This window comes from Peribacillus sp. N1 (assembly GCF_054600815.1).
The window spans coordinates 1-24,369 of record NZ_BAAHZO010000010.1 but is presented as its reverse complement, the minus strand read 5'-3'; the positions used below and the strand labels follow the sequence as shown (position 1 = coordinate 24,369).

General features: G+C 40.9%; 20 protein-coding genes, 9 tRNA genes and 1 pseudogene. 4 read left to right on the top strand and 26 right to left on the bottom strand.

Annotated features, from left to right (window positions below; genetic code table 11):
- Nucleotides 1-30 precede the first annotated feature (30 nt).
- The 9 genes and pseudogenes from ACYP5M_RS24665 to ACYP5M_RS24625 form a co-directional block, all read right to left on the bottom strand.
- Complete coding sequence (locus ACYP5M_RS24665; protein WP_459735638.1) at nucleotides 31-2,154, bottom strand: heavy metal translocating P-type ATPase; 2,124 nt, start codon at nucleotides 2,152-2,154, stop codon at nucleotides 31-33.
- On the bottom strand, nucleotides 2,147-2,518 hold the full coding sequence (locus tag ACYP5M_RS24660; protein ID WP_101225672.1) for an ArsR/SmtB family transcription factor: 372 nt from the start codon (nucleotides 2,516-2,518) through the stop codon (nucleotides 2,147-2,149). The genes ACYP5M_RS24665 and ACYP5M_RS24660 overlap by 8 nt, the downstream gene beginning before the upstream one ends.
- Nucleotides 2,519-2,996: 478 nt before the next feature.
- A complete protein-coding gene (locus ACYP5M_RS24655; protein WP_034304915.1) occupies nucleotides 2,997-3,197 on the bottom strand; it encodes a cold-shock protein in 201 nt (66 codons plus the stop codon).
- A gap of 321 nt (nucleotides 3,198-3,518) precedes the next feature.
- Nucleotides 3,519-5,213 carry a methyl-accepting chemotaxis protein gene (locus ACYP5M_RS24650; RefSeq protein WP_459735637.1) on the bottom strand — a complete coding sequence of 565 codons (1,695 nt, stop codon included), beginning with the start codon at nucleotides 5,211-5,213 and terminating at the stop codon, nucleotides 3,519-3,521.
- A gap of 13 nt (nucleotides 5,214-5,226) precedes the next feature.
- A complete protein-coding gene (locus tag ACYP5M_RS24645; protein ID WP_452445302.1) occupies nucleotides 5,227-6,396 on the bottom strand; it encodes an ATP-grasp domain-containing protein in 1,170 nt (389 codons plus the stop codon).
- 232 nt (nucleotides 6,397-6,628) lie between these two features.
- Nucleotides 6,629-7,129: a VanZ family protein gene (locus ACYP5M_RS24640; RefSeq protein ID WP_230178723.1), complete on the bottom strand. Its 501-nt coding sequence runs from the start codon at nucleotides 7,127-7,129 to the stop codon at nucleotides 6,629-6,631.
- Nucleotides 7,126-8,005: pseudogene (locus ACYP5M_RS24635) on the bottom strand (M15 family metallopeptidase). Before ACYP5M_RS24635 ends, ACYP5M_RS24640 begins: the two are co-directional and overlap by 4 nt.
- 83 nt (nucleotides 8,006-8,088) lie before the next feature.
- Nucleotides 8,089-9,177, bottom strand: coding sequence for a HAMP domain-containing sensor histidine kinase (locus ACYP5M_RS24630; protein WP_230178727.1), 1,089 nt, complete (start codon nucleotides 9,175-9,177; stop codon nucleotides 8,089-8,091).
- Complete coding sequence (locus tag ACYP5M_RS24625; protein ID WP_434168264.1) at nucleotides 9,170-9,868, bottom strand: response regulator transcription factor; 699 nt, start codon at nucleotides 9,866-9,868, stop codon at nucleotides 9,170-9,172. The genes ACYP5M_RS24630 and ACYP5M_RS24625 overlap by 8 nt, the downstream gene beginning before the upstream one ends.
- Nucleotides 9,869-10,250: 382 nt before the next feature.
- Between ACYP5M_RS24625 and ACYP5M_RS24620 the strand changes: the two genes are divergently transcribed.
- Genes ACYP5M_RS24620 through ACYP5M_RS24610 form a run of 3 tightly spaced genes read left to right on the top strand, consistent with a single transcriptional unit; the run spans nucleotide 10,251 to nucleotide 13,737 of the window.
- Nucleotides 10,251-12,008 carry an ABC transporter ATP-binding protein gene (locus ACYP5M_RS24620; protein ID WP_452445305.1) on the top strand — a complete coding sequence of 586 codons (1,758 nt, stop codon included), beginning with the start codon at nucleotides 10,251-10,253 and terminating at the stop codon, nucleotides 12,006-12,008.
- A gap of 23 nt (nucleotides 12,009-12,031) precedes the next feature.
- Complete coding sequence (locus ACYP5M_RS24615) at nucleotides 12,032-12,706, top strand: response regulator (protein WP_434168260.1); 675 nt, start codon at nucleotides 12,032-12,034, stop codon at nucleotides 12,704-12,706.
- On the top strand, nucleotides 12,703-13,737 hold the full coding sequence (locus tag ACYP5M_RS24610) for a sensor histidine kinase (RefSeq protein ID WP_452445306.1): 1,035 nt from the start codon (nucleotides 12,703-12,705) through the stop codon (nucleotides 13,735-13,737). Before ACYP5M_RS24615 ends, ACYP5M_RS24610 begins: the two co-directional genes overlap by 4 nt.
- Nucleotides 13,738-13,875: 138 nt before the next feature.
- On the opposite strand, the gene ACYP5M_RS24605 is transcribed toward ACYP5M_RS24610, so the two are convergent.
- From ACYP5M_RS24605 to sigW, 7 genes are all read right to left on the bottom strand, one after another.
- Nucleotides 13,876-14,247: an iron chaperone gene (locus ACYP5M_RS24605; RefSeq protein ID WP_230178737.1), complete on the bottom strand. Its 372-nt coding sequence runs from the start codon at nucleotides 14,245-14,247 to the stop codon at nucleotides 13,876-13,878.
- Between the two features lie 358 nt (nucleotides 14,248-14,605).
- Nucleotides 14,606-16,408, bottom strand: a complete 1,803-nt coding sequence (gene glmS / locus ACYP5M_RS24600) for a glutamine--fructose-6-phosphate transaminase (isomerizing) (RefSeq protein ID WP_101225663.1) — start codon at nucleotides 16,406-16,408, stop codon at nucleotides 14,606-14,608.
- Nucleotides 16,409-16,872: 464 nt separating this feature from the next.
- Complete coding sequence (gene glmM / locus ACYP5M_RS24595; protein ID WP_101225662.1) at nucleotides 16,873-18,222, bottom strand: phosphoglucosamine mutase; 1,350 nt, start codon at nucleotides 18,220-18,222, stop codon at nucleotides 16,873-16,875.
- A 56-nt stretch (nucleotides 18,223-18,278) separates the two neighbouring features.
- Nucleotides 18,279-19,643 (bottom strand): CdaR family protein, encoded by a 1,365-nt coding sequence (locus ACYP5M_RS24590; RefSeq protein WP_459735636.1) that lies wholly within the window; start codon nucleotides 19,641-19,643, stop codon nucleotides 18,279-18,281.
- Nucleotides 19,636-20,460: a diadenylate cyclase CdaA gene (gene cdaA, locus ACYP5M_RS24585; RefSeq protein WP_034304935.1), complete on the bottom strand. Its 825-nt coding sequence runs from the start codon at nucleotides 20,458-20,460 to the stop codon at nucleotides 19,636-19,638. Before cdaA ends, ACYP5M_RS24590 begins: the two co-directional genes overlap by 8 nt.
- Nucleotides 20,461-20,665: 205 nt before the next feature.
- Nucleotides 20,666-21,289 (bottom strand): anti-sigma factor family protein, encoded by a 624-nt coding sequence (locus ACYP5M_RS24580; RefSeq protein ID WP_101225660.1) that lies wholly within the window; start codon nucleotides 21,287-21,289, stop codon nucleotides 20,666-20,668.
- Nucleotides 21,290-21,305: 16 nt separating this feature from the next.
- Nucleotides 21,306-21,869 carry an RNA polymerase sigma factor SigW gene (gene sigW, locus ACYP5M_RS24575; protein ID WP_048685727.1) on the bottom strand — a complete coding sequence of 188 codons (564 nt, stop codon included), beginning with the start codon at nucleotides 21,867-21,869 and terminating at the stop codon, nucleotides 21,306-21,308.
- A gap of 172 nt (nucleotides 21,870-22,041) precedes the next feature.
- Here sigW and ACYP5M_RS24570 point away from each other — a divergent pair, with 172 nt between their 5' ends.
- On the top strand, nucleotides 22,042-22,227 hold the full coding sequence (locus ACYP5M_RS24570) for an aspartyl-phosphate phosphatase Spo0E family protein (protein WP_101225659.1): 186 nt from the start codon (nucleotides 22,042-22,044) through the stop codon (nucleotides 22,225-22,227).
- A 137-nt stretch (nucleotides 22,228-22,364) separates the two neighbouring features.
- Here the strand turns inward: ACYP5M_RS24570 and rocF are convergent, their stop codons facing one another.
- The 10 genes from rocF to ACYP5M_RS24520 form a co-directional block, all read right to left on the bottom strand.
- Nucleotides 22,365-23,267: an arginase gene (gene rocF / locus ACYP5M_RS24565; RefSeq protein WP_101225658.1), complete on the bottom strand. Its 903-nt coding sequence runs from the start codon at nucleotides 23,265-23,267 to the stop codon at nucleotides 22,365-22,367.
- A 207-nt stretch (nucleotides 23,268-23,474) separates the two neighbouring features.
- Nucleotides 23,475-23,550: transfer RNA gene (locus ACYP5M_RS24560), tRNA-Ala, on the bottom strand.
- A 21-nt stretch (nucleotides 23,551-23,571) separates the two neighbouring features.
- Nucleotides 23,572-23,643, bottom strand: a tRNA-Gly gene (locus ACYP5M_RS24555).
- Between the two features lie 3 nt (nucleotides 23,644-23,646).
- Nucleotides 23,647-23,721 (bottom strand) — tRNA-Gln (locus ACYP5M_RS24550).
- A gap of 104 nt (nucleotides 23,722-23,825) precedes the next feature.
- Nucleotides 23,826-23,909: transfer RNA gene (locus ACYP5M_RS24545), tRNA-Tyr, on the bottom strand.
- An 18-nt stretch (nucleotides 23,910-23,927) separates the two neighbouring features.
- Nucleotides 23,928-24,003 (bottom strand) — tRNA-Thr (locus ACYP5M_RS24540).
- A 15-nt stretch (nucleotides 24,004-24,018) separates the two neighbouring features.
- A tRNA-Val gene (locus ACYP5M_RS24535) sits at nucleotides 24,019-24,094 on the bottom strand.
- 17 nt (nucleotides 24,095-24,111) lie between these two features.
- Nucleotides 24,112-24,186, bottom strand: a tRNA-Glu gene (locus tag ACYP5M_RS24530).
- A gap of 31 nt (nucleotides 24,187-24,217) precedes the next feature.
- Nucleotides 24,218-24,290 (bottom strand) — tRNA-Thr (locus ACYP5M_RS24525).
- Nucleotides 24,291-24,293: 3 nt separating this feature from the next.
- Nucleotides 24,294-24,368, bottom strand: a tRNA-Asn gene (locus tag ACYP5M_RS24520).
- Nucleotide 24,369 lies beyond the last annotated feature (1 nt).

Sequence of the window (24,369 nt, the reverse complement as noted above, 5' to 3'; positions counted from 1 at the left end):
CTTAAGATGCGCCAGGGAGCTTTTATTATTCTATTCTTTTATTCTCAACAACCTAAGACTGTTCAAGGTCACTAATAACGTCGCACCCATGTCGGCAAAAATCGCCATCCAAAGTGTTAACCAGCCCGGCGCTATCAATAATAAGGCCAGGATTTTAATCACCAATGAAAACGTGATGTTCTGCTTTATGATTTTTAATGTTTTGCGGCTTAAGCGGATTGTATAAGGCAGCTTCGATAAGTCATCACCCATTAAGGCGATATCGGCAGTTTCAAGGGCCGTATCCGTGCCCGCCCCGCCCATTGCAATTCCTACCGTGGAAGCTGCCAAGGCCGGAGCATCATTGACACCATCGCCTACCATGGCCACTCGATCATATTTTTGTTTCCATCGTTTGATCATGTTCAATTTATCCTGCGGCAATAGCTCCGCCTCAATCTCATGAACGCCGGCTGCCGCTCCAATTGCTTTAGCTGTTCCGATATTATCGCCAGTCAGCATGATCGTTTTTTCAATACCCAATTCATGCAGTTTCCGAATCGCTTCCTTACTGCTTTCCCTTATTTCATCTGACACTGCGATCAGTGCCAGCAGCTTTACTTGATCACCAAGCACCATCACCGTTTTCCCTGTATTTTGAAAGCCGCTGATTAATTTAAGCACATCCTCAGAGAACACTATACCTGGCTCTTCTTCAAAAAGATGGGGCTTACCAATGTAATAGATTTCTTGATTGATTTTCCCCTTTATGCCTTTACCGGTGATAGCAGTAAAATCCTCTACCAATAAAGAATGATAGTCCACATCGTAATTTTCCGCCTTTTGAAGAATGGCCGTGGCAAGGGGGTGCTGTGATCTGCTTTCTAAAGCAGCAGCGATAGCCAGCACATCCTGTTCATTCAACACATCAGATAACAACTTGAAATCAGTCACTTCAGGTACGCCCTTTGTTAAAGTACCCGTTTTGTCAAACGCGATCGCCTTTAAGGCTCCTGCTTCCTCCAAATGGACCCCGCCTTTAATCAGCACACCATGTTTCGCAGCATTTCCGATAGCTGTCACGATGGCGATGGGAGTGGAAATGACCAAAGCACAAGGACAGCCGACAACCAGTACAGCCAATCCCCGGTAAATCCATTCACTCCAATCCCCGTTCATCACAATCGGGGGTAATACGGCAATGGCCAAGGCAATGAGCATGATGGCCGGCGTATAGAATTTTGCGAATTTATCCACGAAGGCTTGGGATGGGGCTTTTTCGGCCTGTGCTTCTTCAACAAGATGGATGATTTTTGCAATCGTCGTATCCTCGACTCGCTTCGTGACCTCCACTTCGAGCAGCCCTTCACCATTTAAGGTTCCGGCAAACACTTCACCCTCAACCGTTTTAAAAACCGGCTCGGATTCCCCAGTAATGGCTGCTTGATTAAGTGTCGAGGCCCCTTTCATGATCCGGCCATCCATTGCAAGCTTTTGACCCGGTTTAACGATCATGATGTCGCCCACTTCAATCTCATCAACCCCAACCATCATTTCGTGATGCCCTCTAAGGATCAAGGCTTCTTTAGGTGCGATGTTCATTAATGATTCGATGGAATTACGTGCTTTATCCATCGAATATTTTTCCAATGCCTCACTTATCGCAAATAGAATGACGACGGTAGCGCCCTCGCCCCATTCACCAAGCACGGCTGCTCCGATGATGGCAACCGTCATAAGGGTGTGCATATCAAAGCGAAGCCTTACAAGGTTTTTCAATCCATTGAAAAATAATGAATATCCTCCAACTATGATCGCAGCTGCATAACCGATTACCGGCATGATGCTTCCATCAGCATATCGATTATCCAATATCCAGCTGACCAGCAATAGGATAACCGAAAACACCACTTTAATATTTTCTTTTTGCTTCCAAAATGGTTCCTTTTGCGTTACCAGTTCCTGTTCACCGCGGATCTTCAGATTATCAAAGGCTCCCGCCTTTTCAATCTCTTCAATGGTTGCGCTGCCCTGTACCGAAATCTTCGACGCCCCAAAGTTGATTTTGGCATCATTCACACCCTCTAGTTCACGGACATTGTTCTCAAATTTAGCCGCACAATTCGTGCAGGATAGACCCTGGATACGATATGTTTTCATTGGGGACTCAGCCATCGACCCTTACCTCCTGCTGATGTTCTAACGCAATCAGAATCAATTGCTTTATATGGTGATCATCTAAAGAATAAAAAGCCAGCTTTCCTTCTTTTCGGTATTTTACGATTGCGTGTTTATAAAGGGTCCGAAGATGATGTGACGTTGTTGCCATCGAAGCACCAATGATATTGGCCAGATCGCACACACACAATTCCTCGTCCGTGCAGAGTGCATAAGCTATCTTCGCCCTATTTTCATCGCCTATAACTTTAAACAGCTTCGACATGCTGGATATATCCACCTGGCCCATTTCTACTTGAATGCGGTTAACCTTCACTTCATCATGCAGGTGAACATCACATATATCTTTCAGTTCCGTCATCTTCTCACACCTCTCATTCAAATATTCGTTTGATTATAATATAACACAATTCACTGAATATTCAAATCTATGTTTGAATGTATAAGAATCTTTTCTCCTTCCCAAAGTTAATGAAAGTGCCCTTATGTCTTTATATGTGGGCCATCGTTTTTTTGTTTCACATCGGAGTGGCTCCCCTGGAATTTTGCTGAGATGTCCCCTTTCCTATATTCAGGCAAAAAAAAAAGAAGCGGAATAAATTCCTTTACCCCCTTCAATGATTTCAGTAATTACCTATCGGTACCTTGATAAGTATAATATATTTAATTTAGTATTTTTTAGAAAAACTATGATATACTTAGTCAAACCTTTTTAAGCGTTTTACTTTACTTGTACCATTTACCCTGCTCATCCTTGAGCAGGGTTTTTTGTTATGTATTTTCACAAAACAAAAAAAGACAGACCCTATAACAAGGATCCGTCTTTTTTGTTTTTGAAATTATGCTTTTTGAACGTTAGAAGCTTGAGGTCCGCGTTGACCTTGTTCTACTTCAAAAGTAACTTCTTGACCTTCGTCTAAAGATTTGAAACCTTCGCTTTGGATAGCTGAGAAATGTACGAATACGTCGTCTCCGTTTTCGCGTTCGATGAATCCAAAACCTTTTTCTGCGTTAAACCATTTTACTTTACCTTGTTCCATTGTTGTTGCCTCCTAGTGCATCTAAGCACAATGTATTACTATCCTTGCTCTAAGTCATCATCGAAAACGAAAAGTAGTACTTTTAGTATCCTTAGTACCGAACAAAAATAATTAAGACTAAGCATAACATTAAATGGTAGCGATTGCAAATGGTTTGGTTAAACTTTTTTCCAGCAATTTTTAATACTCTCTCAATTCGATGAAAAAATAAGCAGTAACGAAAGTGACTCTATCTATTACACATGAACTCTTACATGCATTCATCCAAACAAAAACCTCTCGTTATAACGAAAGGTTTTTGTAGATGATTACATCAAATATTTATTTTTCGGTAATGAACTTTTCTACCATTTCTTCTAAAATCGCCGATTCATTTGCTAAATCTTGATTTTGCTCCTTCAATTCAGTCATTATGGTACTTTGTTGAATGGCAGCTGCCGAGATTTGCTCCGTCGTTGCGACTCCTTCTTCTGAAATTGCTGCAATTTCCTGAATGGATGCCAGGCTTTCATCCGAAGACTCATTGATTTTTTTCGAATGGGCGGCTAATTGTTCCGTGCCTTTCAGCAATTTCTCTACGGATTCAAATATCTTATTGAAAATCTCGCCATTGTTTTCCACTAAGGAAACACCATTTAATATATCCTGAAAACTCTCATCATTATTTTGGATGACTTTGGCTGTTTGTTCATTAATCCGCATAATGGATTCTGAAATGATATCGATGGATTCATCTGTTTGCACAGCCAATTTTTGCACCTCTTGAGCGACTACGGCAAACCCTCTGCCCGCATCCCCAGCCCGTGCCGCTTCAATGGAAGCATTCAGGGATAGCAGGTTCGTTTGAGAAGCAATCACCCTAATTAGACCAATCACTTCATTTATCTTCACTACATCCTCTTCCAGGCTCACCAAATTGGCTTTATTCGCTTGGCCGTTTTCCATGATTTTATCCATCTGGCCCGTTACATCTTGCACTTGCTTACTTCCTTGTTCAGCAAGTGTATTCGTATGCATCGTAAATTCATTCATTTCATTCGTTTGCTCGTTCATAAAACGGATTGTATCCGATAAGTCACTGATCATATTGGAAATTCGGTCAATATGATGGGCACGTTCTTCCGAAGCTTTTGCTTCTTCCGTTGTCCCCGTCACTATCTGGCCATAGGATTCCACCATCTCTTCAAAGGATTGCTGAATGGACACTGTCGTTTGATTCATCGTTTGGGCATGTTCACGGACATTCTGGATAATATGCGCCAAACTTAATCTCATATCTTCAAATCCACTTGACAGATCGCCAATCTCATCCCGTCTGACAACGGGAATCGATTTACTTAAGTCCCCTTTTGCCATTTCATTCGTGTAACCAACAAGTTCATTGACGGGTCCCGAAATCTTTTTCCCGATGACAACGGCGCATAACACACCTAATATAATGGCACTTGCCAGAAATAAGATATTATAGAATAACATTGTACTTTTCAATTCATCAATGAATTTTGCATCCATATCGATTCCGACAATCGCATCCGTTCCATCGATTGGCGTAAAGTATGACTTGTGTGTACCCCACTTATCTTTATATATTTCACTTAATACATCTTTTTTTCCATCTATCGATTTTGCCTGTTCCGGCGTGAAGGGGGATTCCACCATGTAGTCCTCGCTGCCGTTCAGGGCTACGATCATGTCGGCATCGTTCTCCCGCTTCAAAACATAAACATATTCGATTCCCTTTTTATCTTTAACAAAGGCATCCAACTCACGCTTAATCTCTTCTCCCCGTACCGAAGCCTTGTTTATCAAAGTGGGATTGAGGCTTGCTGCCAAACTGTGGGCATTTTCAGAAAGACGATCATCGAATTGCGGAAGGACATTCTCATTGATCATTTTATTAGTAATATAGGAAAAGCAAAGGCCCATGGCCCCTGCGAAAAGTACGAAAGGAATAATATAAAACAAGAATAGTTTTGCCAATAGAGATTTTTTAGGATTCAGCTTTGAAAATCTCATTTCCATGTCCCCCTTAGTTGAAAACCAGGTGTTTTATAGTCAAATATGGTATTAAATCCAAATGAAGCAATCGGAGATTTTTATTCAAATCCTCACTTCTATAAAAGATGATGGCCATGCTCCGGTCATTTGGGAAAGGAAGCTGCCTATATTCCAAAACATGTTCGAATTCATGACGAAGTCCTTCATGATCAATACGCGCAACATCTTCCAGATTTATTTCCAGTGGAACCTCTGCAAAGAAAAAGCTATATATATGATCGTCCATCTCTTCCAATATCCGATTCCAATCCGGTTTCGTTCCAGAAAAATAGTGTTCATACATATTCATTCCATAGGCATGGTAACCTAGATCCGTTGTACCCGCCCCAGCAAAACGCAAGGGATTGATTTCGATGGGTATCACCCGATTTCCTTTTTTGCGAATTTCAAAGTGTACCGGGTAATTCCTTAGTGGAAGGACCGTTTGGATATTCCTCATGAACTTCAGTGCATCATGATAAATTTCATTAATGGCCAACTTCGAAGTATAATAAATTCGATCGGAAGTATCGTAATCATCCCTGAATAGTCGCTTAAAGACATTCAAAATGACCGGTTCACCATCTTGATTGTAATAACCATCAATCGCATACTCTTCACCCTGAATCCACTCTTCTATTAAAACGGTCTGGGAACCGATCACCTCTGAATCATATAATCCATCCGAATGAAGTAAATCCGCTTTAAGCTGGTTCACGGCTATATCCCAATCCTGCTCATTCTTGACTTTGTGCACCCCTACACTTGAATAGCCAATATTGGGTTTGATAACTACCGGAAACGGTATTTGATTTTTATCCAGGTCACTTATAATGGATAAATCAATATCTTGGAAATAGAAATCAGGATATAAAGATTTCGTCAAATTTCGCACCTGACTCTTATCCTTCAATAACTTTGACCAAATGTATTCATTGCTATTCGGTTGATAATGCCCTAATAATGTTATGCCATTTTCAGAGTTTGTAAGAATTCTTTTGTCCATTTCCATGGACTTGAAAAATTCTGTATCCTTTTGAATGTTTAGCTTTTCTGATGTTAATGTGTCTCCCCATTGCCCTTGTTCCAGCACTGGAATCTGCTTTTCCTCTAACACCTTTAGAAGAATTGGCGACACAATGGACTCATTCAAAATAATCATTTTTTCCACCTAACTTATACTGTTTTTTGTATCTCCATATTTAATCGGTTAAAACCGGTAAGTTTTTAGCTTATATAGGTATTTATTATTAAAAATCAAAATATCACTATATCTTTTTACCTATTCGACATAAGTTGAAAATTATTTGAGGACAAGGGAAAAGCCCGGATCTTGCCCCGGGCTCTCTTTTTTCCTATGCTCATGTTAAAGGAACTCCTTCATTCTTGTACATCTACAATAATACTTGATGGTTTTTCGATTTGATGTTTAACTTGAATAGGGCATACCCTAGCATTCCGCCAAACGTATTTAATAGAAGATCATCCACATCAAAGATGCCGATATTAAAGACAGCCTGAGCGACTTCGAAACAAAGACTTACTATAATGGAAATACAGCATGCCCTCTTTAGATTTATATATCCCTTTCCAATAACGAGGGGTAGAAATATACCAAAAGGAATGAATAATGCGATGTTTCCTAGCAAATTGAATATATTGTGATATGTACTATTTTGGACAGCAGTCACTATTTCATTAAGCGGCATTAAATTACCGAACAATAATAATCTATCCTTCATATTTGCTGGGTTTTTTAGATTACTTTGAAGCTGTTCCAGAAGAAAAGTTATATCAATATGGCCAAACTTAAATAAAATGACTTTGATTAGCAAAAATATATAACTAGCAAACAAAGCTGGAATAATGATATCCTGTATTATTATTTTCTTCATTTCTCTTGCCCATCACGTGGATGCACAGAAGAAAAAGCAGTCACGATGACTCCACCCATATTATCTCCAGATACTTCATACGCGTTGGCCTGTACCTTAACCGTCTTTTTTGAGGATACAGGATAATAAGTGACTTCATATTCCACACCCATTATGGTTCCCCCAATTTTCTTTTTCGCTTTTATATAAGTAAGGTATTCTTCCAAAGTAAAATTCTTTTTCTGCATGATTCTACTATGGGGAAGACCGACATAGCGGAAATGCCATGGCTCATATTCAATTCCTGTAATAGCCTTTTTATTTTCCGGATAACGTAAAATAAAACCGTATTTCGAAGCATTCTTTTGCAGCCACCTTCCTTCCGGGGCTTCATTCATACCTGATAAGGTGGAACCTATATCAAGTGATAGCCCTAAGTTGTGCTCACTATAACCAGCTGGTAAAGCAAATGCAGACCCCTTTTCTTGATAGAGCTGACTTTGCTCCTCTTCATTCCGATACCCGCTGCTAATCATGAAATGACGGACATTATCTTTTTCAGCTGCACGAACCATTTTCAAGAATTTCTCTGCCACACCCCTGTGACAGGTGAATCCTTTCGTCCAACAGACCATATCCATCTATTAGTTCTTTGTGTTGAAATAGATTAACCACATCAGATTTGATCCCTCCCCGTTGTACAGGATGTTCCTTATTGACCAATAACAAATTCCCTTGGTAAACCTGATCCTTAGCTATTTCTAACGTTACACTTTCCTTCGGAACCCTTAGACCATGTCTTTCATCAATAATTTGAAAATCACCGTCAGATTTATATTCGTTTACTTCACGTGCAAACAGCAAAAATAAAACAAACAAAAAAACCCACTTCTTCATGAACAGTCCTCCTTACCTTCTTTCTATAGGTTAGGAAAAATAGTTTAAAAAAAGAGTGGGGTAATAATAAAATTTTTCTTAAATCACTGCGGTAATCGCACTTCAAATAGAGTCTGTATAGAATCGCTTTTAACGGATATCGTTCCATTATGCTGTTCGACAATATTTTTTGCGATGAATAAACCGAGACCTGTGCTTCCATCTTTATGGGACCGCGCCTTATCATTTGTATAGAACATATCAAAAACATAAGGTAGTTCTTCCTCAGGTATACAAGTTCCATAGTTGATAACTTGCACCACAACCTCCCCTTTATCAGTGAAACCAAGGATATCCACGAACTGTCCATCGTTTCCATAACGTACGGCATTGGTCAATAAGTTTTCGAATACACGTGCCAATAGGTCGCCATCACCTGAAATATCTAAATGCGATGGAAGAGTCAATCTTGCACTCAAGTGGTTTTTTTCGAAGAGTGGATATAGTTCTTCACTTAATTGAATGAGCAATTCACTTAAGTTGAGGGATTTTTTCTCTAATGGAAGCATGCCATAGTTCATTCTGGTTATTTCAAAAAGTTCATCAATAAGTTTCTCTAAACGTTGGGATTTCGTATAAGCAATCTTCGTAAAATGCCTGATTCGTTCTGCAGGTAAATCTTCTTCTCGAAGGATAAAGTCCAAATATCCCAAAACGGAAGTTAGAGGTGTACGTAAATCATGGGCCAAGTTCAGAACCAATTGATCCTTACTGCTTTCTGCAAAATCGCCTCTTTCTACGGCTTCTTGTAATTTCTCACTAGCCCGGTTAATATCTTCCGCTATATCCTGGAACTCATCTTTTGATAAGATGTCGACTCTGCTTTTAAAGTCACCATTTGCGAGATCATTGATTCCATTGGAAATCTTATTAAAGTATGTCGCATAAGGTTTAGTAAGAAAAAAGAAGAATAGTATCGAAAGTGGGATAAAAATGATTAAAAAGAAGTTTAGATCTCCATATATATTCATGATCAAACGCAAACGGAACAATGGATCTTCGACCTTTACATTCGTATGATAATAAAGTTGAAGGCTTTTATATATCAGGAAGGTAATGGTTCCGGCTATCAACATACTCAATGCAAGCAATACAATCATTTTAGCCCGGAAGCTTCGTAACATGTCAGCCATTGAATTTATATCCCACTCCCCAAACTGTCGTAATGAACTTGTTTTTATTTTTATCCTCGCCAAGCTTTTTCCTTAGCGTACGAATATGAACCATGACAGTATTATTGCCCATTTCATAATACGCTTCGCCCCATACATTCTGAAAAATACTTTCCGCACTATATACTTTTTGGGAATGACCGGCTAAGAGAACCAAAATATCGAATTCCTTCGGAGTTAGTTCGATGACTTCATCATATAGTATCACTTTGCGCTGATCCGGATAAATGGTCAAACCGCCGACTTCCAATATAGATTCGTTTTCGTTTGAGGCTTTATTCAACTGCATTGCCCGTCGCAATTGCGCATTCACTCGTGCGACCAATTCCATTGGGTTGAAAGGCTTGGTCATATAATCGTCCGCCCCCATCACCAATCCGGAGATTTTATCCAGATCGGAACTTTTTGCACTAAGAAAAATGATAGGCATTTGATATTTCTCTCTAATTTGACGGGTAACTTCATAGCCATTCAACTCCGGCATCATGATATCCAAGATGGCCAAATCTATCTTCTGATCGCTAATAACACGAATGGCCTCTTTCCCATCCGATACCTTGATATAGTTATATCCCTCTTTCTCCAAATGCAAAGCGACCAGGTCAGCAATTTCCACCTCATCATCAGCTATCAATATGGTAATCCGATTCATCTGTATCTTACTCCCTTTTACATATTCCCATTTCTATAATTGTACTCCATTCCATTCCGATTTTCCAAATTGCTACTGGTGATCCATTATAACTGATATGCCTTGCCATTAACCATGAATTTCATATACCTTTACCTTCTTAGTCCCCTGAATATTTCAGGCCAATTTTTTTATAGTATCTTAAGAAGAAAAAGCCACACACTACTGATCAGCTTTAACATTTCATATTTTTAAAACTTTTTCATTCAGAGAACAGTGACGGTAGTATTGAAGAAAAATAGAAAGAAAAGGTTCACCAGAATTTTCGTGGAATAACTAAGAGTAGTTCATATTCAATTCACAACTTTTTTATATACTTCTCTGTAATGAAAACCAAGAAAGGATGTATTTACATATGTCAGAAGCAAAAAATCAAAAAGGATGGCGCCAGTTCATTCGGTTGGTTCAACAAACGAAGCCTTCTAAACTAATGATAGGGCTAGCATTAGCATTAAGCCTAGGTACAACAGGTGTAGGTTTAATGGTCCCTCTATTCACAAAAAATCTAATTAATGATTTTTCAATCAGTTCACTAAGCACTGAACGGATCACACTTCTCGTGCTTGCCATCATCGTTCAAGCATTGGCCAGTGGATTTTCCATCTATTTATTAAATCGGATCGGTCAATCTGTAGTGGCCGGTATCCGCGATCAACTATGGAAAAAATTACTCGTATTACCCGTGAGTTATTTTGATGAACATCCATCGGGAGAAACAGTCAGCCGAATGACAAATGATACAACAGTAGTGAAGGGATTAATCTCTGAACACCTCTCAAATTTCGTTACTGGAATCATTTCCATCGTAGGCTCCATGATCGTGTTATTCGTTCTGGATTGGAAAATGACATTATTGATGTTCACTGCAATTCCGCTCTCTGTTTTGATATTAATGCCATTAGGGAAAAAAATGCATAAAATTTCAAAAGGAATGCAGGACGAGACAGCAAGCTTCACCGCAGTCCTTCAGCAGGTGCTAACGGAAATACGCCTTGTTAAAGCTTCGAATGCAGAAGCTTTGGAATATCAAAATGGAAAAAAGGGCATCCATAAATTATTTCAATTCGGATTAAAAGAGGCAAAAATCCAAGCGTTGATTGCGCCGCTAATGAGTTTTGTCATGATGGCATTACTCGTGCTGATTTTAGGTTATGGGGGAATGCGCGTTTCTTCAGGAGCTCTGACAGCTGGAGCTCTAGTTGCATTCATCATGTATCTTTTCCAAATAATCATGCCAATGGCTCAATTAGCCAGTTTCTTTACACAATTCCAAAAAGCAACGGGTGCAACAGAGCGCATCATTTCCATTCTGGATTCAGTGGAGGAAGAAGATGCAATGAAGCCAGTTCAAAATATAGGTCAATCAATCAGCGTGGAGAACCTGAACTATAGTTATAATAATGGAGAACAGGTACTTAAAGATATAAGCTTTAACGTTGAAGCCGGAAAGGTCACTGCAATTGTCGGCCCAAGCGGCAGCGGAAAAACGACCCTTTTTTCATTATTCGAGCGTTTCTACAAACCACAGCAAGGGTCCATATCCATAGGCGGGGAAAACATAAATGATTTCACACTCCTTTCATGGAGAAGCCAGATTGGATATGTTTCACAAGAAAGCCCGATTGTATCAGGTACAATTCGAGATAATATTTGTTATGGTATCGAGCGGGATATAACGGATGAAGAATTAAATCAAGTGGCTAAAATGGCGTATGCAGATCAGTTCATTTCTGATCTGCCGAACGGATATGATACAGAGGTTGGTGAAAGGGGCATGAAATTATCAGGCGGTCAAAGACAAAGAATCGCGATCGCTCGTGCATTTTTAAGAAACCCCAAAATATTAATGCTTGATGAAGCTACTTCCAGCCTGGACAGCAAATCAGAAAAAGTGGTTCAACAGGCATTGAATGATTTAATGAAAGGCCGAACAACAATAGTCATTGCTCACCGCCTATCGACCGTTGTTGGTTCAGATCAAATCATCTTTCTGGAAAAAGGGAAAATAACGGGCAGCGGAACACATAAGGAGCTATATAAAACGCACTCATTATATCGCGAATTCGCTGAACAGCAGTTAAACAAACTTGAACTGGCCTAATTCACCGAAAGGAAAGAAGAAGGATGACAAAAATATTGATAGTCGATGATGATGCACATATTCGCGAACTTATAAACCTGTTGTTAAGAAAAGAAGGCTTCGATCTATATGAGGCCTCAGACGGACTGCAAGCATTGAAAGTAATGGAGAAAGCGAAAATCGATTTGGCAGTCATCGACATTATGATGCCTAACATGGATGGATGGCAATTATGCAAGGAGTTACGGGAATTTAGTGATATCCCCATTTTAATGCTGACTGCAAAAGGGGAAACAACACAGAAAGTAAAAGGTTTCGGGCTTGGGGCAGATGATTATCTTGTAAAGCCATTTGAACCGATCGAATTGGTTCTGAGAATAAAGGCATTACTAAAACGCTATAAAATCACTATTTCACAAACATTAAATATCGGCGAATTAAAGATGAATCGCAACACACATGAAATTTCATTCAAAGAACTGGAATATACGATTCCCTTAAAAGAATTCGAATTGTTGTTTAAATTAGCAAGCTATCCTGGAAAAACTTTTTCCAGGGAAGATCTTATCGAAGACATTTGGGGCTATGATTATGAAGGTGATGAACGAACTGTCGATGTTCATATTAAAAGAGTGCGAGAACGGTTTCCAGAATCGGAATTCCCCTTCCGGATTAAAACGATTTGGGGATTGGGCTACCGCTTGGAGATAACAAGATGAGAAGCAATCGATTTTTCAAACAAATGTTTGGCACGCTGTTTTTTGTTACGTTTATTTCAATTTGCTTTTCCGCCGGATATTATATCATTGAACTATTGCCCTTAAGGTTAACCGATTATGTTCGGTTTCTGGCCACTATCATGACAAGCATCGCAATCATGATATCCATCGGTTATCTTATCCGCGCTATCCATCACAATAAACGGGTAAATATTTACCTCGAGATCATAGATGCCTTAAGGAAAATAGCAAATGGCGATTATAATGTACAATTGGATTTTAAAATGGAAAAGAAAAACGAAATGACGGATATCATTAACCACTTCAATCACATGGCCAAGCAATTGAAGCAAATGGAAGAAATGCGGCAGGAATTCATCTCTAACGTCTCACACGAAATACAGTCGCCCCTTACCTCCATTGTAGGATTTGCCCAAGCTCTTCAATTTAATAAGCTGACACCCGAAGAACGAAATCATTATCTTCATATAATAGAGACAGAGAGCAGGAGATTATCTAAATTAAGTGATAACCTTCTAAAGCTTACATCCCTTGAATCCGAGCATCATCCTTTTGAAAGGACAAATTTCAGGGTGGATCAGCAAATACGAACCATTATTTTGGCTTGTGAACCCGCTTGGTTGGAAAAAGAACTCGAATTGGATATATCCTTAGAAAAAGTACCAATAGTTGCAGACCAGGATTTAATGAGCCAAGTATGGACAAATTTAATACACAATAGTATCAAATTCACCCGCCATCGCGGAAAGATCACGATTCGATTACAACAGATTGATAGCCTGGCATCCATAACGATATCCGACAATGGAATCGGCATTTCCGAAACGGACCAGTTCCATATATTCGAGCGATTCTATAAAGCCGACCTGGCAAGGGACCGCTCAAAAAGCGGCAGCGGTCTAGGCCTATCCATCGTGAAAAGAATTATAGAGATGCATGAAGGGACCATATCCGTGAAAAGTGAACTCGAAAAGGGAACGACCTTCACCATTCTGCTTCCTATTTCGTGAAGGACTTTGTGATTTTGAAGTTTATTTTAAATCCATAGTAATAAAAAATAGCTGCAATGGCAGCTGTTTTTTATTACTATTTGATGGTTTAGTATAAAGTTTGATTAAAATTAATTTCACCCTTAATAATCCAATTTATTATTTCCGCCAAAAAGTTGAACAGTCTGCCTTATCAAAAATATTAAACTCGATCATTTTTTCAAGTAATGAGTAATCAACCGGGCTGTCCCACTTGATACGTACCAGCTGCTTGGTGTGATCATAGCCAGCCTGCACGATTTCATCAGAGAAATGATCGATCCCTGCCTTTTCAGGGGCAACAGCCATATGATGTTTGGCTACGCTAAAGCCAATAATATATGTGTCATGATCGGTAAACATAGGCTGATTCCACGCAATTTTCGGCATTAGATTTGGAAACTTCTTAGTTACCCAAGCCAAGACCTCTTCCGTTCGTTCCCTATGTTGCGGGTTATCAATATTCGCTAAAAATTCTGCAAAGACTTCCATGTCATTCTCCCCTAAATTAAAAAATTTTTATGAAGACTTCATTTTCAACATCGCCTAAATTTAATGCCAATACGGGTTTCTTTCAACAATGCACCATAGGAAGATCATTAACATTGCTCTATTGGATGCCGTTATTACCTACCGATGGATTTGATAGATTGCATTAAACAACTTTATTGTCACTGCACACCTTTTCCTATTCCTTGGCATGCTTTAAACCGCTTGTCAGCTTGAGAGGTTCTCGTTGTTTTGGACATTAAAAATACCCCTTTGGCTAATCATAGCCAAAGGGGTAAAGCTTCGCAACTTTTTATAAACAGTTGAACTTTATTTAGATCTACATTGCATTCATTGTAACTTACTCAACCGTTACACTTTTCGCAAGGTTACGCGGTTTATCCACGTCACATTCGCGGTGCAAGGCTGCGTAGTAAGCAATGAGCTGCAGCGGGATAACAGAGATAAGGGGTGTTAATAGTTCATTCACTTCCGGGATGACGAAACGGTCATCCTCTTCTTCAAGCCCCTTCATGGAAATGATGCAAGGGTTTGCGCCACGGGCAACCACTTCCTTCACATTACCACGGATGCTTAGGTTGACGCCTGCTTGCGTAGCAAGTGCTATGACAGGTGTACCTTCTTCAATCAAGGCGATCGTTCCATGTTTAAGTTCTCCGCCAGCAAAGCCTTCAGCCTGGATGTATGAAATTTCCTTCAGCTTAAGGGCCCCTTCAAGAACGACATAGTAGTCAAGGGAACGGCCGATGAAGAAGCAGTTTCTCGTAACGGACAAATATTCACGAGCAATTTCTTCCATCTCTTCTTTCGAATCACATAGGGCTTCCATTGCAGTCGCTACGATTCCAAGCTCTTTTACAAGGTCGAAACCATACTCCATGTTACGGAATTGGCCAGTTACATTTGCCAGGATGGATAAGACCGCAACTTGAGCTGTGTATGCCTTTGTAGAGGCAACGGCAATTTCTGGGCCAGCATGCAGCAAGAGCGTATAATCCGCTTCACGTGACAATGTAGAGCCAGGTACGTTCGTGATGGTCAGGGCTTTATGACCAAGCGCTTTGATGGACACTAATACGGCACGGCTATCTGCAGTTTCACCACTTTGTGAAATGAAGATGAATAACGGTTTTTTTGATAATAACGGCATATTGTAAGTGAACTCCGATGCCACATGTACCTCAACCGGAATTTCAGTCATTTTTTCGATGAATTGCTTACCAATCAACCCAGCATGATAGCTGGTTCCGCAAGCGATGATATAAATACGGTCAGCCTCACTTACGGCTTCAGTAATATTATAATCGATTGCAAGTTTACCTTCTTCATTTTGGTATGCTTGAATGATTTTACGTATTACAGCTGGCTGCTCGTCGACTTCCTTGAGCATATAGTGAGGATACGTACCTTTTTCAATATCACTTGCATCCAGTTCAGCAGTGTATGGAGCACGCATGACTTCTTCGTTGGAAAGGTTCTTGATCGTTACCTTTTCATTTGTCACGATAACCATTTCCTTATCCATCAGTTCAAGGAATTGATCTGTGACTTGCAGCATCGCCATTGCATCCGAAGCGACAACGTTAAAGTCTTTTCCGACGCCGATCAGCAGCGGGCTTTTATTTTTTGCGACTAAGATGGTTTCATCATTTTCAGCATCCAATAGGGCAATTGCATATGAACCCTCTAATAGAGTGAGTGTTTGACGGAACGCCTCTTCCACTTCCATGCCCTCGTTCACGAACTTCTCTATCAGTTGAACGATGACTTCCGTATCCGTTTCACTTTTAAAGGCAACATCCTTCAAATATTCACGTTTTAGAATCGCATAGTTTTCAATGACCCCATTATGAACTAAAGTCAATCGACCTGAATTACTTTGGTGTGGATGGGCATTTTCACGGCTTGGCACACCATGGGTGGCCCAGCGCGTATGTCCAATTCCGGTTTGTGCCATAGTATTATCATCCACGGCTGCTCGTAAGTCCGCGATTCTTCCCTTTTCCTTAAAGATTGTCACGCCTGCTTCATTTCTCACAGCAATCCCTGAAGAGTCATAACCGCGATATTCAAGTTTTTCAAGACCTTTTAATAAAATTTCCTTTGCATCGTTAAGTCCAATATATCCAACAATTCCACACATAATTTCTGTTCCTCCAACCGATTCGAGGGAACAGGAATGCACGGGGGCATCCCTGCCCCCTCATCTCTAATATATTTTTATAAAGGAAATGCCCTAAAGCACTTTTTCCCATTGTGCATTTCCAACCCTTTGTGCAGTAAGTTGCCCTACTGTTTTAAGATTGGAATTATTGCGGCTGTGCACTTCAGCCGGGAGGTATCCGCCGATCATTCGATAAACCTCCTCCTCGTCAACTAAGCCATTTCTCGTCCAGACTTAGTTCAGGCGCTTTTGTGAATCCGTTTCTCCTTGCCTACCCTCCTTTTTAAAACAACCATTTTCAAGAAAATGAGTTGTAAATCAGGATAATCATACCTTAAATAAGGGACATAGGTCAATTCTTTATTACCAAGACCTGCGAAAAAGAACTTCTTTATAAAAATATGCATAAAAGGAAATTTAGTTCCTTTTATGCATAGGATTGGTTATTCGTTTATTCCCATTTCCGCTCTTACAACTGCGACGATGCGATCTACATAATTAGTGCATTCCTCAACTGTCGGTGCTTCAGCCATAACACGGACTAGCGGTTCAGTACCGGATGGTCTCACCAAAATACGGCCATTTCCGTTCATTTCCCCTTCAACAGCCTTGATGACTTCCTGTACCTTTTCATTATCGGTTACAGCGTGTTTATCGGTAACTCTGACATTGATCAGCGTTTGTGGATATTTCTTCATCTCGCCAGCAAGCTCCGATAAGGTTTTTTGGGTATCGCTCATGATGTTCACAAGCTGCAGACCCGTCAATAAGCCATCACCTGTCGTGTTATAGTCCAGGAAGATGATATGTCCGGATTGTTCACCGCCAAGGTTATAGCCGCCTTTTCGCATCTCCTCGACCACATAGCGATCACCCACTGCCGTCTGGGCGCTTTGTATGCCATGCTCTTCAAGACCTTTATAAAAACCAAGGTTGCTCATGATCGTAGAAACCACTGTTCCCTGTTTCAGACGGTTATTTTCTTTCAAGTATTTCGCACAGATATACATGATTTGGTCGCCGTCCACGATATTTCCTTTTTCATCTATGGCAATGACACGGTCTCCGTCACCATCGAAAGCAAGTCCAACATCCGCACCTTTTTCTTTTAAGAATTCAGCAAGTGCTTCAGGGTGGGTGGAACCTACCTTATCATTAATGTTCAATCCATTTGGCGATGCCCCCATAGTAGAGATGTCTGCATCAAGATCTGCAAACAGGTGCATGGCCAAGGCAGATGTCGCCCCATGTGCACAATCAAGAGCAACATGAATGCCTGTAAAGTCTTCATCCACTGATTGTTTCAAGTACTGGAGATACTTTTGCCCTCCTTCGAAATAATCGTTCAAATGGCCTAAATCTCCGCCAACCGGGCGTGGAAGTTCATCCTTTTCCATATCTAATAGTGCTTCAATTTCCGCTTCTTGGTCATCGGATAACTTAAACCCATCCGGTCCAAAGAATTTAATGCCATTATCCGCTACCGGATTATGCGAAGCGGAGATCATGACACCTGCTTCAGCACTTAAGGCCTTTGTTAAATAGGCAACTCCCGGTGTCGAAATGACCCCAAGGCGCATCACTTCAGCCCCAATGGATAAAAGACCGGCAACAAGCGCACCTTCCAGCATTTCACCTGAAATACGAGTATCGCGCCCTATCAGCACTTTGGGTTTTTCTGTATTTCTAGTAAGAACATAGCCACCAAAACGGCCTAGTTTAAATGCCAACTCCGGTGTTAATTCGCTATTCGCTATACCCCTTACTCCGTCTGTTCCAAAATATTTACCCATCTTTATCGCTCCTTCTTCGAATCGTTACTGAATTAAATGATGTTGTTAAAGCAAGGTCATGTCTCTTCGTCTTTTTGTGTGATGGTGACCGAGATCGTTTCAGAATCCAGTTCCCATTCCATTCCCTCAGGCACTGATACCGCCAAATCCACATCATGCGTACCTTCATCTAATTTACTCACATCTACTGTAAGATTAATGTCGTCTTTAGTTATTTTCTTCAAATCATCCGCCTCACCAAGCAAAGTGATGCTAGTTACATCGGATTCCAATTCGGCATTTTGGCCATCCTGTATGCCCACAGGCACAATTTGTATATTGTTGAAAGTTTTGGACTCAACGGCAGCCGTTTCATCTTTTTCTTTTTCTTCTTCTTTTTCGACTACTGGCTCTTCTTGTTTTTGTTCAGTTTCAGGTTCTTCCTCTTCTACGACTGGCTCTGAACTCTCTTCATCCACATCAACTTTCTCGGTGCGAATCTTGACCTTTGCCTTACCCAAGGACATTTTTTGTACACTTTCCGGTTTATTAAGATCGAGTTCCAATTCTGTATCACCATCGATTTTCGAGATATTTACAGGAAGATTTATTTCATCTATTTTCTCCAGTTCCGATTCCGAACCGAATAAGGTGACCTCTTTTGGGTCGACACTCATACTTGTGATCCTGATGCCATCCTTTGTCTTGCCAGTTTGCTTCGGTTCTATCGAAACCGTCTTGGAAGGAATGCTCACTTTTAAGGAAACGGCAACTGAAGATGGCTCGATCGTCACATCCAGCTTATTCAAGTCTCTGTCCAGGGCTTTAACGGTAGCCTTGGCGTTCACCGTTTCGCTAAGTCCCTTACTTATTTCAAGGTTTGCCTTTACATACGAAATTTGTTCAATCGCATCTTTAGCACCCGTAATTTTGACAGTTTTCGGGCTGACTGTTGGCTGACCAGCGGTATAACCCTCTTCAAGTAAAGAGCTATTATACTCGGCTTCAACGGAGAATTCCTTCGTCACCCGTTCCTGAACGTTGACTTCGGCATATTCCGGATCGATCGTCGCCACTAACTTTTCATTCAACTCACTTATTTTAAATGTGACAGTTCTGTCCCCCATTGAGATTGCAGGATCGGAAAGGTCTACATACACTTTAAAGTCCCTTTGATTTTTCGCATTTATCAAGAGGCTTTTTGCTCCCTTAAGCGTAACATCAACCGTCTCCGGCACTCCGCTCACCACTAGATTCTCACGGTCATAGTACACTTCAACCGGTACATTTTCGATGGTCTCCGTACTGATTTCAGGGGCTGTCGATAAACCAAGCGATTTTTTATCCGACTCCATCTCAAAGTTAATGGAAATGAACAAAAGTGCTGCCAAGGCGAAAGCTACGATTCTCATAAACCAAGCGCTATTGGTGAATTTATCCATTCTTTTTCCCCCTCCAGTTAAAGATGCTTGAGGAAGTTGATTTGATGTTTTCCACTACCAGTTCACTTGTAAGCATGGCCCTAAATGATTCTTGATTCAAATCCCGGTAAAGTTCCCCGTTTTTAGTGACGGATATTCCTCCCGTTTCTTCTGAAACGACAATCGTAAGACTATCCGTAACTTCACTCATGCCTATGGCTGCCCTATGCCGTGTACCAAGTTCCTTTGATATGAATGGACTCTCTGATAATGGCAAATAGCAGGCTGCAGCCGCCACCTGGTTATTTTGCAAAATTACTGCGCCATCATGGAGCGGCGTATTAGGGATGAAGATATTAATGAGCAGTTCTGAAGAAATGTAGGATTTCAGGGGTATCCCCGTTTCAACATAATCCCCAAGCTCCGTACCTTTTTCTATCGTAATCAAGGCTCCTATACGCCTTTTTGCCATATAGGTGGACGCCTTTAGGATTTCCTCGACTAAACGCTCTTGCTGATTCTCTTCTGGAACGGTGCCCCTTGCAAAGAGCTTCCCGCGTCCCAATTGTTCAAGTGCCCTTCTCAGTTCAGGTTGAAAAATGACGAGAATCGCCAATACTCCCCAATTCATGACTTGTGCCATTAACCATCCGAGTGTATTGAAACCAAACAGGTTGCTTAAGCTTTTTACAATGACAATTACAAAAATTCCTTTTAGCAGCTGAATAGCCTTCGTGCCTCGAATAATAGTTAACAATTTATATATCACAAACCATACAAGGAGAATATCAATGAAATTTACTACATAGTCCCAAACAGTCAAATTGGTTAAAGACATGTTGTTTCCTCCAGTCAGTATTACTCCAAATACCAATTACAATCTTTATACGATAACCTTAATAGTATACCATTTTTTAAATGATACATCTAAAAACTAGTGTGAGAAATTTACACAGGAAAAAAGAACCATGAATAATGGTCCCCTAAAAAAATAAAGCTGGGCGAAGTCACCTTAAATGAAAAACGGTGCCCTCACCCAGCTTCTATTCCCTATTCTCATCTTTAGCAGGAACCAACGAGGTTGCAGTGTCCTTTACTTTATACCACATCCACTCAAAAGCTTGGTCAATAACATGGATGCTCCCAGTCACATTCCCTGCCTTAGACATATATTTATGCCCATTTATGACTGTTACATCTCCCTCTACTTCACCATCTATTTGAATGTTACCATTTTGAACTACCACATTTCCCTTGATTGTCTCACCCTCAGGCACAATCACCGTTTCACCATCGACCACTAAGTTAGGCTGCTTTGATACTGAAAAATGTTCGTCCTGATTATAAGTCGAAAAAACAGATCCTGTCATCAATATGATGAACATCGCTGCCGCTGTCATGAAGGGATGGCTTTTGAACCAACGTTTGGCACCTGTTGTTTTCGTTTCCTTTGGCAATTGAGCCATAACCTTTGCTGTAAAGTCATCCGGGGCCTTTATATGGGAAGTGCTTTGTACAAGAGCGACCGCCTTTTTCATTTCATGAAAGTAATCCCGGCATTCAGCACAGTTATTCAAGTGCTCCCGTAAAACCTCTTTATGCTCCGGTTTGATGTCCTCATCTAAATAATCATGCATATATTCAATGATTTCCTCATGGCAGTTCATTTTTCTCACCTTCTTTTTATAAATGGCGTAGTTGTTTACGCAAGGCTTCCCGACCGCGATGTATCCTCGTCTTAACCGTACCGACCGGCAAATCGAGTATTTCACTGATTTCCTTTAGTGATAGCTCTTCAATATACTTCAATACTATTACCGATCGGTATTTCTCGGGCAATTTCATTATTTCCACTTGAATCGTTTCCTGCAGTTCTAAAGATTCAACTTCTTCCTCGGGTTTCGCCATATCCGATGCAATTTGGGAATACATATTCAATCCCTCTGTTCCTGCCACCTCTGCATCTAGATAGTAGTCCGGTTTTTTCTTGCGAAGCCGGTCAATACAAAGATTGGTCGCAATCCTATATAACCATGTAGAAAATTTCATTGTTATATTGAAACTCCGAATATTCACGTAGGCCCTTACAAAGGCCTCTTGCGCCAAATCTTCTGCTTCTTGCCTGTTTCCGAGCATCCTGAAACATATTTGGAAAACTTTGTCCTTGTAAATTTCGACAATTTCCCCAAATGCATTATGGTCTCCCTTTAATACTTGATTAATTCTCTCTTTAATGAGTGCATCCATTTTCCGGTATTACCCCCGCTCATGCGGCTATACGATTACTACGAATCGTAAGCTAAAAGGTTTCAAAAATTTAATACATTAATTTTAACAAAGTTTTACATTTTATGTTTAAGAAAAAAAAAACAGGGCTATATAGTAAGAAATTGTAAAATTCAAGGGAGTGATTCTCTATATGACGGCTGAACAAATTTTAGACCATATTGAACAATACAGACAGAAGATGATGTTTTTGGCTTCCCGTTCTTCGATGGTGGATAATGAGGTTGTTGAAGTTAGCAGTAAACTGGATTCTTTAATCATCCAATACATCCATTTAACTAAAAATGGAGATCCCACAGACAGAAGTGCTCTAAAGTGAATACGGATATACGATTGCAACCATCTATCTATAACTATGTTCCTGTTACATACACCCTGGAAAATAAACCTACGTCTTCTAGCATATAAAAAACAGTAACCCATTACAAGCCGGTTACTGTTTCTTTTAATTTTCAGTTATAATAATTTTTCTCCAAATAGGGAACCCATTAGGGCCACGGCAACGATCGCCGTCTTATTTCGCTCATCTAAAATGGGATTCACCTCTACGAATTCAGCTGATGTAATCAAGTTGGATTCCGCAAGCATTTCCATGGCCAAATGACTTTCCCGATAGCTTATACCACCAATCACCGGTGTGCCTACTCCGGGTGCATCTGCTGGGTCAACTCCATCCAAATCCAATGAAAGGTGGACGCCATCCGTTCTTTCCCTTAGGTAATCAATGCATTCTTCCATGACCCGTGTCATTCCCAAACGGTCAATCTCATGCATCGTGAATACCTTAATCCCTTTCTCACGGATAAGTTCTTTTTCTCCTTCATCCAATGACCTTGCCCCAATTATTACGATGTTTTCCGGTTTCACCTTTGGAGCAAAACCATGGATATTGATTAGGTCCGGATGTCCAAGCCCGATACTGACAGCCAGGGGCATACCGTGTATATTCCCGGATGGTGAAGTATCTTCCGTATTTAAATCCCCGTGTGCGTCGTACCAAATCACGCCTAATTTTTCATAGTGCTTTGCGACTCCTGCCAGTGTACCTATGGCTATCGAATGGTCTCCTCCCAATACAAGCGGAAAGGAGCCTCCTTCTATTATTTCATCAACTTTTGTTGCAAGCAGGGTGTTACCCTTTGCTACAAGCTGTAAGTTTTTTAGATTTGTCCCAGGCTCATCTGCACTTTCAGGACGCCCCACAATTATATCTCCTAAATCCTCTACTTCTATATTCAATCTTTCAAGCCGCTCGACAATCTCTGCGCAGCGAATGGCACTAGGTCCCATATCCACCCCTCGCCTTGCTTGACCAAGGTCCATAGGCAACCCGATGACGGAAATTTTCTGAATAGACATACAATTCCCCCTTTCCACCATTTTATATCGTATATGCCGGTTGGTTCAACTCGACATTTCCATGTATAAAGATGCACGTTTTCCTATCACATATGTTTTTGGTGAAAAAAGATCTTTCTTGGGATTAGTATACCCAACTAGCCTTAAACAAAAAAAAGTCTTAAACCATTTTTGGCTTAAGACGTAAGTTTTGGTGTATGTAGTTGATGGTGGAGCCTAGCGGGATCGAACCGCTGACCTCCTGCGTGCAAGGCAGGCGCTCTCCCAGCTGAGCTAAGGCCCCTAAGGGATATGAAATATATTAAGCGGAAGACGGGATTCGAACCCGCGACCCCAACCTTGGCAAGGTTGTATTCTACCACTGAACTACTTCCGCAAATGGCTGGGCTAGAAGGGATCGAACCTTCGCATGACGGAATCAAAATCCGTTGCCTTACCGCTTGGCTATAGCCCAATATATGATATGCAATAATTAATATTCAACAAAATAAAAAGGTGGTAATCATATAATTCCCCAATATAGAGAATATATAACTGATCCACAGGATTTTATTAAAATGGTGGAGGGGGGCAGATTCGAACTGCCGAACCCAAAGGAGCGGATTTACAGTCCGCCGCGTTTAGCCACTTCGCTACCCCTCCGCAATATATGGTTGTAAGTGGTGCCGGCAAGAGGACTTGAACCCCCAACCTACTGATTACAAGTCAGTTGCTCTACCAGTTGAGCTACACCGGCAAGTAAAGAATAAAATGGTGGAGGATGACGGGATCGAACCGCCGACCCTCTGCTTGTAAGGCAGATGCTCTCCCAGCTGAGCTAATCCTCCGGATTAATGATTTAAAATGGTGACCCGTACGGGATTCGAACCCGTGTTACCGCCGTGAAAGGGCGGTGTCTTAACCGCTTGACCAACGGGCCGAACTGTTTTGTGTTCATAGATAGATTGGGAAGCTCCCAAGCGGATTCGAACCGCTGACCTCTTCCTTACCATGGAAGTGCTCTACCTACTGAGCTATGGAAGCATATGGCTCCGCAGGTAGGACTCGAACCTACGACCGTTCGGTTAACAGCCGAATGCTCTACCACTGAGCTACTGCGGAA